The following is a 16,265-nucleotide window of genomic DNA, read 5'->3' on the forward strand; positions in this document are numbered from 1 at the left end:
CCTGGACTATCGCGCACTTAGAAGCAACAGCACAGCAACAGCAACAGCAACAGCAACAGCAACGAAAGTTAATCGACTGCTTCAGGCGACCCTTGCCAGTGGGAACAGGCGTTTGAAGTTGGTGGTTGTCTGTTCGGCCAACTGCTCGTAACTGGCACCCCGCAGCGAAGCTACATACTCTGCAACTTCACGCACATACTGCGGGAGGTTCGGTTTGCCACGATGGGGAATTGGCGCAAGGTACGGCGCATCGGTTTCCACCAGAAGGCGATCAGCAGGCACCTGCCTGGCCACTTCCCGCAATGCTTCGGCATTGCGGAAGGTGACGATGCCCGACAACGAGATGTAATAACCAAGGTCCAGCGCTGCCTTGGCCATTTCCCAATCTTCAGTAAAGCAGTGCAGCACGCCCGCCTGAGGCAGGCTTGCTTCGCGCAAAAGCGCCAACGTATCAGCCCGTGCCGCCCGGGTATGCACGATCACCGGCTTGCCCGTCTGCCGCGAGGCTTCCAGGTGCAAGCGGAAAGACGCCTGCTGAAGCTCGGCAGCTTCAGGCTCGTAGTGGTAATCCAGACCGGTTTCACCGATTGCCACCACATGAGGATGCGACAACTCATGCAGCAACCACTCCAGCGCAGGGGTTTCGCCCGGCGCCAGGTCTAGTGGATGCACGCCTACCGAGCAATCCACATCAGCGTACCGCTCGGTGAGCGCTTTCACCGCGCCGGCATTTTCGGCGCTCACGCCGATGCACAGAAAATGGCCTACGCCCCGACCACGTGCCGCCTCCAACGCCGCATCAAGCGAGCCCTGGTGAGCAGTGAGGTCCAGACGATCCAGATGGCAATGGGAATCTACTAGCATGGGCTACGCACACAAAAATGAATGAAAATCAGCGGGCACTTGGCAACTGCAACCAGTGGGCCAGCAGCGATTCGAGCAACAGAACGCGGTTCAAGTTGGCCTTGCCAAGCACCTTCTGGCGCTGCTCCAAAGTCCATATCTGAACCTCAAGCACCTTGGCCGGCCGACTTTTCTGGGCCAGGTATTGCACCACCTTGCGCATGTCGGCCAACCCTAGCCCATCCTCGTCCTGGGTCAATTGGTAGCGCAAGATCAGGTGCGCCCAATCGCAGAACCAGTCGAACAACAGCAGCAGCGGCACGCCGTTCCACGCCTCCGCCAGTTGGCTGGGGGAAACCTGCTGTTTAAGCAACTTCTTCACCCCGTCGGCAACCAGCGCGCGCTGCTCTCGAACGCCCTGGGCCTGCAGGCTGACTGCAAGCAGTGGCGAACCTGCGGCCAACGCCAACAGCTCCGCGCGCTCACTTTCACCGCTGCCTGGCAAGGCTCCGGCCAGCCAAGCCTGACTCTGGGCTTGGCTGGGCTGCGGGCACGCCACCTGCTGGCACCGGCTTTTGATGGTAGGCAGAAGGCGGCTCGGTTGGTGTGTCACCAGCAGCAGGACGGTATCGCCCGAGGGCTCCTCCAGGCTTTTGAGCAAGGCGTTCGAGGCGTTGACGTTCATGGCCTCGACCGGCTCAATCAGCACTACCTTGCGACCACCCAGTTGCGCCGTCTGCACCACGAAGGCGACCAACTCGCGCACCTGGTCAACCTTGATCGGTTTGTCGAGCTCTTCGGGCTCCAAGATGAAGTTATCCGGGTGGCTACCGGCCTTGAGCAAATGGCACGACTTGCAGGTGCCGCACGCCTCCGTACCCTGAGGCTGCTGACACAGCAACCGTGCCATCAGGCGCTCGGCCAACGCCCGTTTGCCGGTGCCTTGCGGGCCGTGCAGCAAGTAAGCATGGGCGTGCTGGGCGCGACCGGCAAGTTGCTCCCACAGCGCCTGTTGCCATGGGTAGCCATCAGCCACGGCAGCGTTCCACGATACCAGGCACCAGCCCGTCGATGGCCCGCTGGACTGCGTCAAGCGACTGCGCGGCATCCAGACGGCTATAACGGTGGGGCTCTCGCTCGGCCCGTTGCAGATAAGCATGGCGCACCGCTTCGAAGAAGGCCTGCCCTTCCTGTTCGAAACGGTCCAGGCGGCCGCGGGCCGCCGCTCGGGCCAAGCCAACTTCGACCGGCAAGTCGAAGATCAGGGTCAAATCAGGACGCAAGTCCCCTTGCACGAACTGCTCGAGGGTGGCGATACGCGCAACCGACAAGCCGCGACCACCGCCTTGGTAAGCGTAGGTGGCATCGGTAAAGCGGTCACACAGTACAACCGCACCCCGCGCCAGCGCTGGCCGTATCACCTGCGCCAAGTGCTGGGCACGGGCGGCGAATACCAGCAGGAGCTCGGTGTCGGCAGCCATCGCCTCGTCACTGGGGGCCAGCAGCAGCTCCCTGATTTTTTCGGCCAATGGCGTGCCGCCGGGTTCACGGGTCAACACCACATCCAGCCCCTGCTCGCGCAGGCGCGCAGCGAGGTAGTCACGGTTAGTGCTCTTGCCTGCGCCTTCGGGGCCTTCCAGAGTAATAAACAAGCCGGTCACGGGCAGTCCTTAATGTTTTACCTCAGGCGTCGTCGGCGCGGTGGCCGGCGCATCGCTGGCGCTGCCATTGTCGGCCGGCTCAGCGGGTGGCGACGGCTCAGCGGGCTGGCCGGTGCTGTCTGCCTGAGGCTGGGCGGCGGCTTCGCCACCCGGCTGGGTTGTCTGAGGTGCGGGGCTGGAGCGGTAGTCCGCCCGCCGCTTTATCTGGAACTCGCGCACGGCCGAGTTATGGTCGTCCAGATCATCGGAAAACACATGGCTGCCATCACCACGCGCAACGAAATACAGGCTGGTGCCATCCGCCGGGTTAAGCGCGGCATGGATGGCTTCGCGCCCCACCATGGCGATGGGCGTGGGTGGCAGCCCTGTGATGGTATAGGTGTTGTAGGGCGTAGGCTCACGCAGGTCGGCACGGGTAATTCTGCCGTTGTAGCGTTCGCCCATGCCGTAGATCACCGTGGGGTCGGTCTGCAACATCATGCCCAGGCGCAGACGCCGCACGAACACGCCGGCAATCTGCCCACGCTCCTGGGGAATACCGGTTTCCTTTTCCACCAGCGATGCCATGATCAGCGCCTGGTAGGGGTCACGGTATGGCAGGTCACGCGTACGCTCGGCCCACTCTTTAGCCAGAACTTCTTCCAGGCGCATGTAGGCCTGCTGCAGCAGCTCGACATCGGTCATGCCGCGCACGAACCGGTAGGTATCGGGGAAGAAGCGGCCCTCAGGGAACACACCGGTGTGACCCAGCTTGTCCATGACCTCTGCATCCGATAGCCCGTCCAGGGTCTGCTTGATCTTCTCGTGCCTGGCGACAGCCGTGCGCACCTGGCGGAATGTCCAGCCCTCCACCAAGGTAAGGTTGTACTGCACCACATCACCGCGCCGCCAGGCATCGAACAGCTGCTCCACGGTCATGCCTGGGGTAAGCCGGTACTCCCCGGTATGCAACGGCACGCCGGCCATGTTGAACCGCCAGTACAGGCGCAGCCATAGAGCGTCATCCAGCAGGCCCTCCTGCTGCATGCGGTAGAACATGCGGTTGGGGGTAGCACCGTTGGGCACGTCCAGCAGGCGCTCCTGCTCCACGTGCAGGGGCTGGTCCAGCACAGCGTGAACCTTCCAGGCCGACCAGCCAAGCGCAAGGCCGGCAATGATCAAGCCCATTTCCAGCAGCAGCAGGAATTTACGTCTCACGAATTCAGGTTTCCAGTAACGTACGGGCGACAGCCTGCAATTTACGCGTGAGCGGGCCAGGCGACCAGTTTAGCTCGCCTGCACTGCGCACGGGCCATATGCCGTACACGCTGTTGCAAACAAATACTTCGTCGGCTTGCTCAAGCTCAGGGTACGGCAGGTCACGCACGTGTGAGGGGATGCCGAGCAGTGGGGCCTGCTGCAACAACGCGGCGCGCATTACCCCTGCCACGCCGCAGCGCTGCAGGTCAGCAGTGAGCAGCGTACCGTCGCGCACCAGAAACAGGTTGCTGTACACCCCTTCGATGATCCGGTCATGCCCATCACACATCAGGCCTTCTGCATGTTCACTGCCCTGCCACTCGGCACGGGCCAGCACCTGCTCCAGGCGGTTGAGGTGTTTGAGGCCTGCCAGCAAGGGTTGTTCCCCAAGCCGCGTCTGGCAGAGAAAAAGGCGCACGCCCTGATCGCCGTAGGACTGGGGATAGGCCGGCAGTGCGCTGGCTTGCAGGATACGCCGGGCTGGCGCATCCGCCACGGGCGCGTAGCCACGCTGGCTGTCGCCACGGGTGAGGATCAGTTTGGCGACGCCTTCCCCTAGCTGGCTGGCAAAGCGTTGAAGCTCATCGGCGACCAGTGCCACATCCACCGGGATGGACAGGCGTTGACACCCCAAGGCCAAACGCGCCATGTGCTCGCCCAGCAGGCTGGGCCGGCCGTGACGCACGGCGATGGTTTCAAACACACCATCGCCGTAGGCCAGGCCCCGGTTCTGCAGGTTAACCGCAGCCTGGGGTTGGCCATCTACCCAACTGTGCATCAGCCGGCAAACCGGCGGAACACCAGGGAGCCATTGGTGCCACCAAAACCGAAGGAGTTGGACAGCACCACGTCGATCGGCATGCTGCGCGCCTGGTGCGGCACGAAGTCCAGGTCACATCCTTCGTCCGGCTCGTCGAGGTTGATGGTTGGCGGAGCCATCTGGCTGTTGATGGCCAGCACGCTGAAGATCGCTTCAACCGCACCTGCTGCACCCAACAGATGGCCCGTCATCGACTTGGTCGAGCTCACGGCCAGTTTGTAGGCATGCTCGCCAAATACACGTTTGATCGCCGACACTTCGGCCAGGTCGCCTGCTGGGGTCGAGGTGCCGTGGGCATTGATGTAGCTGACCTCGTGCGGTTCAACACCGGCATCGCGCAGGGCGTTGGCCATGCACCGTGCAGCGCCTTCGCCGGTTTCAGGCGGCGAGGTCATGTGGTAGGCGTCGCCACTCATGCCAAAACCCACCAGCTCTGCGTAGATGGTGGCACCACGGGCCTGGGCGTGCTCGAGTTCCTCCAGCACCAATGCGCCAGCGCCATCGGACAGTACGAAGCCATCACGGCCCTTATCCCAGGGGCGGCTTGCGCGGCTCGGCTCGTCGTTGCGCGTAGAAAGCGCACGCGAAGCGCCGAAACCGCCCATACCGAGGCCGCAGGCGGCCATTTCAGCACCGCCGGCGATCATCACATCCGCTTCACCGTAAGCAATGTTGCGCGCCGCCATGCCAATGCAATGAGTGCCGGTGGTGCAAGCGGTGGCGATGGCGTAGTTCGGCCCCTGTAAACCCAGGTGAATCGACAGGAAGCCCGAGATCATGTTGATGATCGAGCCCGGCACGAAGAACGGCGAAATGCGCCGTGGCCCGGAATCGTGCAGCGTGCGGCTGGTTTCTTCGATGTTGGTCAGCCCGCCAATACCAGAACCCATGGCAACGCCAATGCGCTCACGGTTGGCGTCGGTCACTTCAAGGCCGGCATTGCGCACGGCCTGGAAGCCTGCGGCCAGGCCGTACTGGATGAACAGGTCAAGCTTGCGGGCCTCTTTGGCCGACAGGTATTGCTCGACCTCGAAGCCTTTGACCGAGCCGCCAAAACGGGTGGAGTAGGCAGAAAGGTCCGTGTGTTCGATCGGACCGATGCCACTACGGCCAGCCAGAATGCCCTGCCATGTGCTCGGTACATCGGTACCCAGTGGCGACAGCATGCCCATACCGGTGACCACGACGCGTCTACGCGACACAGTACTCTCCTTTTCTAATGACAGAGTTTCTTGCCATTGCATTCAACGCAATGGAAATGAAATGGCAACAAGCTCTCGATGCCCGGGGCCGGACACCCCATCGTTTGAAACGGGACGCTTGCAAAGAAAAAACCGCACGCCGGCAAAGGCAGTGCGGTTTTTCCCGACAAGAAGCGTCGACTGCAGCGTCTTAGGCCTGGTGGGCGTTGACGTAGTCGATAGCAGCTTGAACGGTAGTGATCTTCTCGGCTTCTTCGTCAGGGATTTCGGTCTCGAATTCCTCTTCCAGAGCCATCACCAGCTCAACGGTGTCAAGCGAATCGGCACCCAGGTCATCGACGAAGGACTTCTCGTTAGTCACTTCTTCTTGCTTGACGCCCAGTTGCTCGGCGACGATTTTCTTGACGCGTTCTTCGATGTTGCTCATACCTAGGTTTACTCCTAATGGATATATGTCAGGCAGCTGGCCGGTGGCTAATTTTATAGAAGAACGCCTGCTTTTCAAGCTAAACGCGCCTCTCCCTTCAGCACCGCACCCGCCGCCCGGAATCTGATTGCAGCTTTATAACGGATTTTAGGCTCGCAGTATGACTCTTTTTTTACTGAATCCGTCACATTGAGTTGCGATATTACATGTACATGCCGCCGTTGACCGGCACGGTAGCACCGGTCACATAGGCTGCACCCTCCGACGCCAGGAACGAAACCACCTTGGCGATTTCGTCTGCCTGACCCAGGCGACCCAGCGGAATCTGGGTCTGCAGGGCCTGACGCTGGGCCTCCGGAAGCTCGCGCGTCATGTCTGTATCGATGAAGCCCGGGGTTACCGAATTGACGGTAATGCCCCGCGAACCCACTTCACGCGCCAGGGCGCGGCTGAAACCTTCCAGGCCAGCCTTGGCAGCAGCGTAGTTGGCCTGCCCGGCGTTACCCATGGCACCGACCACCGAGCCGATGCTGATGATACGGCCCCAACGGGCCTTGGTCATACCACGCAACACGCCCTTGGACAGGCGGTACAGGCTGTTGAGGTTGGTGTCGATCACATCGAACCACTCGTCGTCCTTCATGCGCAGCATCAGGTTGTCCCGGGTGATGCCAGCATTGTTGACCAGGATCGCCGGCGCCCCGAACTGCTCGCCAATGGCGGCCAGCACGGTCTCGACGGACTCTGCGCTGGTCACGTTCAGCTCCATGCCGGTACCGGCCACGCCGTGCTCTTTCAGGGTGGCGGCAATACGCTCGGCACCGGAGGCCGATGTAGCGGTGCCAATCACGATGGCACCCTGGCGGCCGAGTTCCAGGGCGATCGCCTGGCCGATGCCACGGCTGGCACCAGTGACCAGTGCAACTTTACCTTGCAGGCTCATGCAAGTTTCTCCAGTTCAGGCCAGCGCCGCGCGGGTGGCGGCGACAGCGTCGGGGGTATTGAGGTTGTAAGTGCTCACGCCATCGGCGCAACGCTTGTTAAGCCCAGCCAACACCTTGCCAGGGCCGCACTCGACCAGGTTGACCGCGCCATTGGCAGCCAACGCCTGTACGCACTCCACCCAGCGCACGGGCTGATACAACTGTGCCAGCAGGTCCTGCTTGAGGGCTTCGAGGCCTGGCGCAACGGCGGCAGTGACGTTCTGCACCACGGGGATCTGCGGCGCTTGCCAGTCGATGGCATTGACCGCCTCGGCAAAGCGCTCGGCAGCAGGCTTCATCAAGGCACAGTGGGAAGGCACACTGACGGCCAGCGGCAAGGCACGCTTGGCACCTTTGGCCTTGCACAGTTCCATGGCACGATCCACGGCAGCCTTGTTGCCAGCAATGACGACCTGGCCCGGGGAGTTGAAGTTGACAGCACTGACCACTTCATCCTCGGCCGCCTCGGCACAAAGCTGCACCACAACGGCATCATCCAGCCCCAGAATGGCTGCCATGGCACCGTGGCCGGCAGGCACGGCTTCCTGCATCAGCTGGCCGCGGCGCTCGACCAGGCGGACGGCGTCTTTCAAAGTGATACTGCCAGCCGCTACCAGGGCGCTGTACTCACCCAGGCTATGACCAGAGACGAACGCCGGCTTGGCACCCCCCTCTTCCAGCCACAGGCGCCACAGCGCGATAGAGGCGGCGAGGATGGCCGGCTGAGTCTTGTCGGTCTGGTTGAGTTGCTCTTCCGGGCCTTCCTGAACCAGCTTCCACAAGTCATAGCCCAGTGCTTCGGACGCTTCCTTGAAGGTTTCGATGATCACCGGCTTCTCGGCGCCGAGCTCGGCGAGCATGCCCAGCGACTGGGAACCTTGACCGGGAAAGACGAATGCGAGAGATGCAGACATTGAACAAGCCCTTATGATCTTGTCGTCGGATAGGGTGCGACAGGCCTTAGGCCCGGCGCAGAATCTGAAAACTTGGATGGAAATACAGACCAAGCGGTCACATTTAAGCATTTCATCGCCGATATGCCTAAGGCCTTCGCTGGGTCGACGCTACAGCAGCAAATCCTCCAGGCGCCCATGCAGCCGCTGCGGCAGGTCTTGTCGGATCTCGATCAACGCCCGCTCGATGGCGCTCTGCAACCCCTGTACACCCGCCGAGCCGTGGCTCTTGATGACGATGCCCTGCAAGCCCAGGAAACTGGCACCGTTGTGGCGCGCAGGGGCCAGGTCTGCCTGCAGGCGCTTGAGCAGTGGCATGGCCACCAAACCGGCCAGACGCGACAACATGCCGCGCCGGAACACCTGCTCGACGCGTTCGCCAATCATGCTTGCCAGCCCTTCGCTGGACTTGAGCAGGATGTTGCCAACAAAGCCGTCACACACCACTACATCAGCGACACCCTGGTACAACCCGTCGCCTTCGACGAAGCCCACGTAGTTAAGCCCGCGGGCGTTCTGCAACAGGCTGGCAGCCAGTTTGACCTGCTGGTTGCCCTTGATCTCTTCGGTACCCACGTTCAACAAGCCAACCCGAGGGCGCTGCACGCCCTGCGCTTGGGCGGCAACCGAACCCATGACGGCAAACTGATAGAGATGCTCGGCGGTGCAGTCAACGTTGGCGCCCAGGTCGAGCAACTGACAGAACCCGGTACGCGTAGGCAGCGCCGCCACCATCGCCGGGCGATCAATACCTGGCAGCGTCTTGAGCACGAATCGGGACAGCGCCATCAACGCCCCGGTATTGCCGGCACTGACGCACGCTTGCGCCTTGCCATCGCGGACCAGTTCGAGCGCCACGCGCATCGATGAGTCTGGCTTGCCACGCAACACCTGGGATGGACGCTCATCCATGCCGACCACCTCGCTGGCAGGCGCAATGTGCAGGCGCAAGCGATCGGCAGCCGAGATGCCACTGATGAGTTCTTCCAGGAGAGAGGGTTGACCAACGAGGGTCAGGTGCAGCGAGGGGTTTGCAGAAAGGCAGGCAATGCTAGCCTGGACAATGCTGCGGGGACCGAAGTCCCCGCCCATTGCGTCGATCGCGATGATCTGAGCGGACAAGGATTACTCGTCAGCGCCCTTGTCGACCACTTTGCGACCACGGTATACGCCTTCTGGCGAAACGTGGTGGCGCAGGTGGACTTCACCGGTGGACTTCTCTACCGACAGTGCGTTTTCCGACAGGGCATCGTGCGAACGACGCATGTCACGGGCAGAGCGGGATTTTTTGTTCTGCTGAACAGCCATAATTGATTAACTCCTAAACGTTTGGGTCACGCTTTAACTGCGCCAAAACACTGAACGGGTTGGACCGCGATACCTCGTCCTTGCTCGAATCGGGCTCGTCTGCGCCCGCCGGCTGCTGGCATTCTTCCGGATGATGAGCAGGCACGATGGGCAAGGCGAGCAAAAGCTCTTCCTCGACCAACGCCTGCAGATCCAAAGGATCTTCGCCCAGTTCCAGCACGTCATAGCCTTTCGGCAACGACTGGGTATTCGCACCCTCCTTCACCACGGCGTACGTACATTCGCTGTGGATCGGCAGGGTGACCAGCTCAAGACAACGCTGGCAAACCATCTTGACTTCGACGTCCAGCGCACTGTGGATAACCACCACGTGCTGTTCATCTCGTTCAAAATCGAACTTCGCCTGCACCGTACCGACATTGTCGGAAAGCGGGTCGCAGAGTCTTTCCAAATCAGCGAGTTGCAGTGAACCGGTAAGGGTTACACCACGATCGGCTAATTTGCGCGGGTCAACGTGAGGTGGAATCGGGTCATTCAACATAGGCGCAGCATTCTAGGGATGCCCCCCGCCCCTGTCAAAGGAAATTGGCGGCATCGTGCGTGATAGAATTTGTTCAACCGATTCAGGAGTCTACCATGCTTCCTCTGTTACTGGCGTCCAGCTCTGCCTATCGCCGCGAATTACTGGCACGCCTGCGCCTGCCGTTCACTTGGGCAAGCCCCGATATAGACGAGCAACAACGGGATAACGAACCCGCCGTGGAACTGGTGCGCCGGCTGGCCAGGCAAAAGGCCGAAGCATTGGCAGGCAGCCACCCCGCGCACCTGATCATTGGCTCAGACCAGGTTGCAGTACTGGGCGAGCAGGTGCTGGGCAAGCCACATACCTTCGAACGGGCTTGCGAGCAGCTGCTGGCGTGCAGCGGGCAGCAGGTGAGCTTTCTCACCGGGCTGGCAGTGCTCAATAGCGCGACCGGGCACTGCCAGGTGGACTGCGTGCCGTTTACGGTGACGCTGCGCGAATTCAACAGGGAACGGGTGGAGCGCTATGTCGCAGCGGAACAGCCACTCGATTGCGCCGGGAGCTTCAAGGCGGAGGGGCTGGGGGTGAGCTTGTTCCAGAGCACACACGGGTGCGATGCGACCAGCCTGATCGGGCTGCCGCTGATTCGGCTGGTGGATATGCTGACCGAGGAAGGGGTGGTGGTGCCGTAGGCCGCCTTGAGTTTTTTTGGCGCCAGTGAATCGAGCCTCGCGCTAGCGGCGCTCGATCTCACAAGCACCGCAAAACGCGCGACAGGCCCTTAGCGCAACTGCGGCCCCTGGAAGCCCATCCACATCGCTAGGTGCTCAGCCACACTGGCCCCCATGCGCTTGGAGAAGCGGTCGAACGGGGACTCCTGGACGGTGAAATCCACCAGCTCTTTCTCGCCCACGATTTCGCGCGCCACGTAACTGGCGCTGCCTAGCCCGTCCACCAGCCCCAGGGCCTTGGCCTGCTCACCCGACCACACCAGGCCGCTGAACAGCTCAGGGTGCTCCTTATCCTTCAGCCGCTCGCCGCGCCCTTGCTTGACCATGGCGATGAACTGCTGGTGGGTGGTATCCAGCACGCCTTGCCAGAAGCGGGTTTCTTCAGGCTTCTGTGGCGAGAACGGGTCGAGAAACGCCTTGTGCTCGCCCGAGGTGTAGGCTCGCCGCTCAACACCCAGCTTCTCCATGGTGCCTACAAACCCGTAGCCCGCGGCAGTGACACCGATGGAGCCAACCAGGCTGGCCTTGTCGGCATAGATTTCATCCGCGGCGCTGGCGATGTAATAGGCACCGGAGGCGCCCAGGTCGGTGATCACCGCATACAGCTTGATAGCCGGGTATTCGGCGCGCAGACGACGAATTTCGTCATACACGTAGCCTGCCTGTACCGGGCTGCCACCGGGGCTGTTGATGCGCATCACCACCGCTTTGGTCTTGCTGTCCTTGAACGCCTCGCGCAGGCTCTTGACGATGTTGTCGGCACTGGCCGCCTCTTGGTCCGCAATGACCCCGCGCACCTCGACCAACGCCGTATGGCTGGCGCTGCGCGAGGCAGCCTTGTCGATATCCATCAGGGGCGAGAACAGCACCAGAATGCCGAACAGGTAGACGAAGGTCAGCAGCTTGAAGAAAATCCCCCAGCGCCGCGACCTGCGCTGCTCCTGGACACTGGCCAGCAGGGTTTTCTCCAGCAGCTTCCAGCTCTTGCGCTCTTCGCGCTCCTCAGGCTCCGCCTCGGGCGCCTTCCATTCGTCTGCCATGCTTACCTACCTTGGAAGTGAAGTTGGATTACCGGCCAGCCACTGGCGCAACTGGGAAAAGTGATCGATGCACAGCTGCGGGCCAAACTCGACCAAGGCCTGCAGCGACATGGCACCATAGCCCACCGCGACCGAATGCATGCCCGCATTGCTGGCCATCTGCAAATCGAACGCCGAGTCACCCACCATCAGCGCGCGCTCTGGCGGCACGCCACAGTGACTCAAAATGTGTTCAAGCATCAGCGGATGAGGCTTGCCACGGGTTTCGTCCGCCGCGCGAGTGATATCGAAGAACTGCTCCCAGCCGTTGGCCTTCAAAACTCTATCCAGCCCTCGGCGCGCCTTGCCCGTGGCCACCGCCAGACGATAACCCTGGGCACGGAAGGCCTCCAGCGATTCCCGCACGCCCTCGAACAGCGGCGAAGGCTGCTGATCGAGCGCCATATAGATATCAGCATAGTGCTGGCGGAAAACCTCGACCTGGCTCGGCGACAGGTGCGGGTACAGGGTTTCGATGGCCTCGGCCAGCGACAGGCCAATGATGCCCTTGACCGACTGCTCGGGGCTGGGCGCCTCACCCGCACGCGCAGCAGCGGCATTCATGGACTCGACAATACGCCCGATGGAGTCGGCCAGGGTGCCGTCCCAATCGAAAATCAACAGCTGGTAGTCACGGCGCACTCAAACGCTCCACGGTCTTGGCCCACACTTCGTCCACGGGCGCCTCCAGCTTGAGCTCGCCACCATCGGGCAGCGGCACGGTCAGGGCGTAGGCATGCAGGAACAGCCGCTTGCCGCCCAGTTCGCGAATTTCGCGGCTGAAGTCTTCGTCGCCATATTTGCTGTCACCGGCAATCATGTGGCCGGCGTGCAGTGCGTGCACGCGAATCTGGTGCGTCCGGCCAGTGATGGGCCTGGCCTCGACAATGGTCGCGAACTCACCGAAACGGCGCAGCACCCGGAACAGGGTCAAGGCCTCCTTGCCCTCATCGTTGACTTCGACCATGCGCTCACCAGAGCGCAGGTTGCTCTTGAGCAGCGGCGCATTGACCTGCTTCTTCGACGTGGGCCAATGGCCGCGCACCAGAGCCATGTAACGCTTGTCGACACCATCGCCGCGCAGCGCTGCGTGCAGGTGGCGCAGCATGCTGCGCTTCTTGGCGATCATCAGCAAGCCGGAGGTATCGCGGTCCAGGCGATGCACCAGCTCCAGCTCCTTGGCATCGGGGCGCAACTGGCGCAACGCCTCGATCACCCCGAAGCTCAGGCCGCTGCCGCCATGCACGGCAATGCCAGCCGGCTTGTTCATCACGATCAGCGCCTTGTCCTCATGGACAATGGCCGCCTCCAGGCGCTGCAACAGGCCCTGGGCCACCGGCGCCGGCTCGTCACGCTCGGGCAGGCGAACCGGCGGGACCCGCACGATGTCACCGGCCTGGATCTTGTACTCTGGCTTCACACGGCCTTTGTTGACCCGCACTTCACCCTTGCGCAGGATGCGGTAAACCAGCGTCTTGGGCACACCCTTGAGCGCTGTGATGAGGAAATTGTCGATGCGTTGGCCGGCAAGCTCCGGCGCGACTTCGATCAGCTGAACGCCGGAAGTCGGAGGGGTATTGGTCGTCATGGCGGGATCATAACAATTTTTTATGGAATTGAAGCACTTAATCATTGCTGCTATAGTCGCGAACGCCGCCATAAGCGGCAGGCCAGCGGCACCAGGCTCTTTTGCCGGTCCCTGACCTTCGCAATTCTCCAGGACGCGAGGCCGTCCTACGGGGTTTTCGCCAGTTTACCGAATTGCCTGGAATCGCCACCAGCGCTGCGTAGAGAAGACCGAAAAAAACGACAAGTGCGGTGTTTCACCTGCTTACCCGCTTCTTTCGCTGCACCTCTACCCGCCCGTCGCTTTCACGCAACGCACGGCGAATGCTTCGGAAATACCTGCCTTGGACATGAATGGCGCCAGCTTCCCTTATGAAGATGGCGAAAAATGCAACCCGTTGCGGATTCAGCGCGCGGCAGCACCCGAATTATCAGGGATACGTGCAGGGTGGAGATGCACAGCCCTCGGACCGTGTAGCACCGCGTCCGGCCCCTCGCCTCAATCAATGGCGGGTGAGCGGATAAGGTCCTGACCAGACGCCTGCGGGCGTCCACGGCTGACGGTTGATTCCTCCTCCTGACTGAGTGCACCAAGCCCGCTTGGTTGATTCGGATAACAATTCGAAGCCACCGGGGCCGGGTAGGCACCGCAGCAAACAGGACGCGTCGTCGCGACAACGGCAGGCTGGGCAACCGGCTGGTGCCGAACGCCGCTCGACACGGGGATGGCCCGGCCATCCTTTGCGCACCTTGGCACCGACCATGAGACGTCGTGTGTGCCGAACGCCGTTTCCGGCAGCCCGGAAACCGACGGTACAACATGAAAAGAATGCTGATTAACGCAACTCAACCCGAAGAGTTGCGTGTAGCCCTGGTGGACGGTCAACGTCTGTACGACCTGGACATCGAGTCCGGCGCGCGTGAACAGAAAAAGGCCAACATCTACAAAGGCAAGATCACCCGCATCGAACCCAGCCTCGAAGCCGCTTTCGTCGACTTCGGCTCCGAACGTCACGGCTTCCTGCCGCTGAAAGAAATCTCCCGCGAGTACTTCAAGAAGGCCCCTGAAGGCCGGGTCAACATCAAGGAAGTGCTCAGCGAAGGCCAGGAAGTCATCGTCCAGGTCGAAAAAGAAGAGCGTGGCAACAAGGGCGCAGCCCTCACCACCTTCATCAGCCTGGCCGGCCGCTATCTGGTCCTGATGCCCAACAACCCGCGTGCGGGCGGCATTTCCCGCCGCATCGAAGGCGAAGAGCGCAACGAACTGCGTGAAGCCCTCAACGGCTTGACCGTACCCGGTGACATGGGCCTGATCGTGCGCACCGCGGGCCTGGGCCGCAGCAGCGAAGAAATGCAGTGGGACCTCGACTACCTGCTGCAGCTGTGGACCGCCATCAAGGAAGCGTCCCTGGACCGCGCAGCACCGTTCCTGATCTACCAGGAAAGCAACGTCATCATCCGCGCCATCCGCGACTACCTGCGCCAGGATATCGGCGAAGTGCTGATCGACAGCATCGATGCCCAGGAAGAAGCCCTCACCTTCATCCGCCAGGTCATGCCGCAGTACGCCAGCAAGGTGAAGCTGTACGAAGACAGCGTGCCACTGTTCAACCGCTTCCAGATCGAAAGCCAGATCGAAACCGCCTTCCAGCGCGTGGTCGAACTGCCGTCCGGTGGTTCGATCGTGATCGACCCTACCGAGGCCCTGGTGTCCATCGACATCAACTCGGCACGCGCCACCAAAGGCAGCGACATCGAAGAGACCGCCCTGCAGACCAACCTGGAAGCGGCTGAAGAAATCGCCCGCCAACTGCGTCTGCGTGATATCGGCGGCCTGATCGTCATCGACTTCATCGACATGACCCCGGCAAAAAACCAGCGCGCGGTCGAAGAGCGTGTGCGTGAATGCCTCGAGGCCGACCGTGCTCGCGTCCAGGTTGGCCGCATCTCGCGCTTCGGCCTGCTGGAAATGTCGCGCCAACGCCTGCGCCCATCGCTGGGCGAAAGCAGCGGCATCGTGTGCCCACGCTGCTCGGGCACCGGCATCATCCGTGACGTCGAGTCGCTGTCGCTGGCGATCCTGCGCCTGATCGAAGAAGAAGCCCTGAAAGACCGCACTGCCGAAGTGCGCGCTCAGGTGCCAATCCCGGTTGCCGCGTTCCTGCTCAACGAGAAACGCAACTCGATCACCAAGATCGAGATGCGCACCCGTGCTCGCATCATCATTCTGCCGAATGACCACCTGGAAACCCCGCACTTCGAAGTCCAGCGCCTGCGCGACGACAACCCGGAAGTGCTGATCAACCAGTCAAGCTATGAAATCGCCACCACCGAAACCGAGGAAGCGCCGCAGCAGGCCGCGACCCGCACCCTGGTTCGCCAGGAAGCTGCGGTCAAGACTGCTCCACCGCGTACCAACGCTCCGGTACCGGCAGCTGTAGAAGAGGCCGCTCCGGTTGCCGCTGCGCCAGCACCAAGCATGCCTGAGCCAAGCCTGTTCAAAGGTCTGGTCAAGTCGCTGGTGAGCCTGTTTGCCGCCAAGGAAGAACCGGTCGCTGCACCGGCCGCCACCGAGAAGCCTGTTACCGAGCGCCCACAGCGCAACGAAGAGCGCCGCAACGGTCGTCAGCAGAGTCGCAACCGTAACGGTCGTCGCGACGAAGAGCGCAAGCCGCGTCAAGAGCGTGCACCGCGTGAAGAACGAGCGCCGCGTGAAGAGCGTGCACCGCGCGAAGAACGCGCTCCACGTGAGGAGCGTGCTCCACGTGAAGATCGCCCACGTCGCGGCAACCGTGACGAGCGCCCTGTGCGTGAGCTGCGTGAGCCACTTGACGCTACCCCTGCATCGACTGAAGAGCGCGCTCCTCGTGAAGAACGTGCCCCTCGCGAAGAACGTGCTCCACGTGAAGAACGCGCCCCTCGCGAAGAAC

General features: G+C 61.8%; 17 protein-coding genes. 2 read left to right on the forward strand and 15 right to left on the reverse strand.

All coding sequences use genetic code 11. The annotated features are described in order from the left end of the window. Positions 1–81 precede the first annotated feature (81 nt). From APH25_RS07390 to APH25_RS24875, 12 genes are all read right to left on the reverse strand, one after another. Positions 82–864, reverse strand: coding sequence for a TatD family hydrolase (locus APH25_RS07390; RefSeq protein WP_060481515.1), 783 nt, complete (start codon positions 862–864; stop codon positions 82–84). Positions 865–892: 28 nt separating this feature from the next. Then, complete coding sequence (locus APH25_RS07395) at positions 893–1,879, reverse strand: DNA polymerase III subunit delta' (protein WP_060481516.1); 987 nt, start codon at positions 1,877–1,879, stop codon at positions 893–895. Next, complete coding sequence (gene tmk, locus APH25_RS07400) at positions 1,872–2,504, reverse strand: dTMP kinase (RefSeq protein WP_060481517.1); 633 nt, start codon at positions 2,502–2,504, stop codon at positions 1,872–1,874. Before tmk ends, APH25_RS07395 begins: the two co-directional genes overlap by 8 nt. 9 nt (positions 2,505–2,513) lie before the next feature. After that, entirely contained in the window at positions 2,514–3,701 is a 1,188-nt protein-coding gene (gene mltG, locus APH25_RS07405; protein WP_060481518.1) for an endolytic transglycosylase MltG, read from the reverse strand. 4 nt (positions 3,702–3,705) lie between these two features. Next, on the reverse strand, positions 3,706–4,521 hold the full coding sequence (gene pabC, locus APH25_RS07410) for an aminodeoxychorismate lyase (RefSeq protein WP_060481519.1): 816 nt from the start codon (positions 4,519–4,521) through the stop codon (positions 3,706–3,708). After that, complete coding sequence (gene fabF / locus APH25_RS07415) at positions 4,521–5,765, reverse strand: beta-ketoacyl-ACP synthase II (protein ID WP_028633630.1); 1,245 nt, start codon at positions 5,763–5,765, stop codon at positions 4,521–4,523. Before fabF ends, pabC begins: the two co-directional genes overlap by 1 nt. A gap of 190 nt (positions 5,766–5,955) precedes the next feature. Continuing rightward, positions 5,956–6,192, reverse strand: a complete 237-nt coding sequence (acpP, locus tag APH25_RS07420) for an acyl carrier protein (protein ID WP_028633629.1) — start codon at positions 6,190–6,192, stop codon at positions 5,956–5,958. Positions 6,193–6,394: 202 nt separating this feature from the next. Beyond that, the gene (fabG, locus tag APH25_RS07425; RefSeq protein WP_028633628.1) at positions 6,395–7,135 is read right to left on the reverse strand and encodes a 3-oxoacyl-ACP reductase FabG; all 741 of its coding nucleotides are present in this window, start codon (positions 7,133–7,135) and stop codon (positions 6,395–6,397) included. A gap of 15 nt (positions 7,136–7,150) precedes the next feature. Continuing rightward, positions 7,151–8,089, reverse strand: coding sequence for an ACP S-malonyltransferase (fabD, locus tag APH25_RS07430; protein ID WP_082428236.1), 939 nt, complete (start codon positions 8,087–8,089; stop codon positions 7,151–7,153). 150 nt (positions 8,090–8,239) lie between these two features. After that, positions 8,240–9,250 (reverse strand): phosphate acyltransferase PlsX, encoded by a 1,011-nt coding sequence (plsX, locus tag APH25_RS07435; protein ID WP_082428238.1) that lies wholly within the window; start codon positions 9,248–9,250, stop codon positions 8,240–8,242. A gap of 3 nt (positions 9,251–9,253) precedes the next feature. Beyond that, positions 9,254–9,436 (reverse strand): 50S ribosomal protein L32, encoded by a 183-nt coding sequence (gene rpmF / locus APH25_RS07440; protein ID WP_028633625.1) that lies wholly within the window; start codon positions 9,434–9,436, stop codon positions 9,254–9,256. Between the two features lie 13 nt (positions 9,437–9,449). After that, a complete protein-coding gene (locus APH25_RS24875; protein WP_080667849.1) occupies positions 9,450–9,977 on the reverse strand; it encodes a YceD family protein in 528 nt (175 codons plus the stop codon). Positions 9,978–10,072: 95 nt separating this feature from the next. Here APH25_RS24875 and APH25_RS07450 point away from each other — a divergent pair, with 95 nt between their 5' ends. Next, positions 10,073–10,651 (forward strand): nucleoside triphosphate pyrophosphatase, encoded by a 579-nt coding sequence (locus tag APH25_RS07450; protein ID WP_060481522.1) that lies wholly within the window; start codon positions 10,073–10,075, stop codon positions 10,649–10,651. 89 nt (positions 10,652–10,740) lie between these two features. Here APH25_RS07450 and APH25_RS07455 read toward each other — a convergent pair whose 3' ends face one another. From APH25_RS07455 to rluC, 3 genes are read right to left on the reverse strand one after another with little or no spacing between them, the layout of a single operon-like run. Continuing rightward, entirely contained in the window at positions 10,741–11,730 is a 990-nt protein-coding gene (locus APH25_RS07455; protein WP_060481523.1) for a S49 family peptidase, read from the reverse strand. A 6-nt stretch (positions 11,731–11,736) separates the two neighbouring features. Next, entirely contained in the window at positions 11,737–12,411 is a 675-nt protein-coding gene (locus tag APH25_RS07460; protein WP_060481524.1) for an HAD family hydrolase, read from the reverse strand. Beyond that, positions 12,401–13,357 carry a 23S rRNA pseudouridine(955/2504/2580) synthase RluC gene (gene rluC, locus APH25_RS07465; RefSeq protein ID WP_028633621.1) on the reverse strand — a complete coding sequence of 319 codons (957 nt, stop codon included), beginning with the start codon at positions 13,355–13,357 and terminating at the stop codon, positions 12,401–12,403. The genes APH25_RS07460 and rluC overlap by 11 nt, the downstream gene beginning before the upstream one ends. Before the next feature lie 798 nt (positions 13,358–14,155). Between rluC and rne the strand changes: the two genes are divergently transcribed. After that, positions 14,156–16,265, forward strand: a 2,110-nt coding sequence (rne, locus tag APH25_RS07470) for a ribonuclease E (protein WP_060481526.1), incomplete at its 3' end; no start/stop codon positions are given.

This window comes from Pseudomonas sp. NBRC 111119 (assembly GCF_001320125.1).
GTDB classification, from domain to species: Bacteria; Pseudomonadota; Gammaproteobacteria; order Pseudomonadales; family Pseudomonadaceae; genus Aquipseudomonas; species Aquipseudomonas parafulva.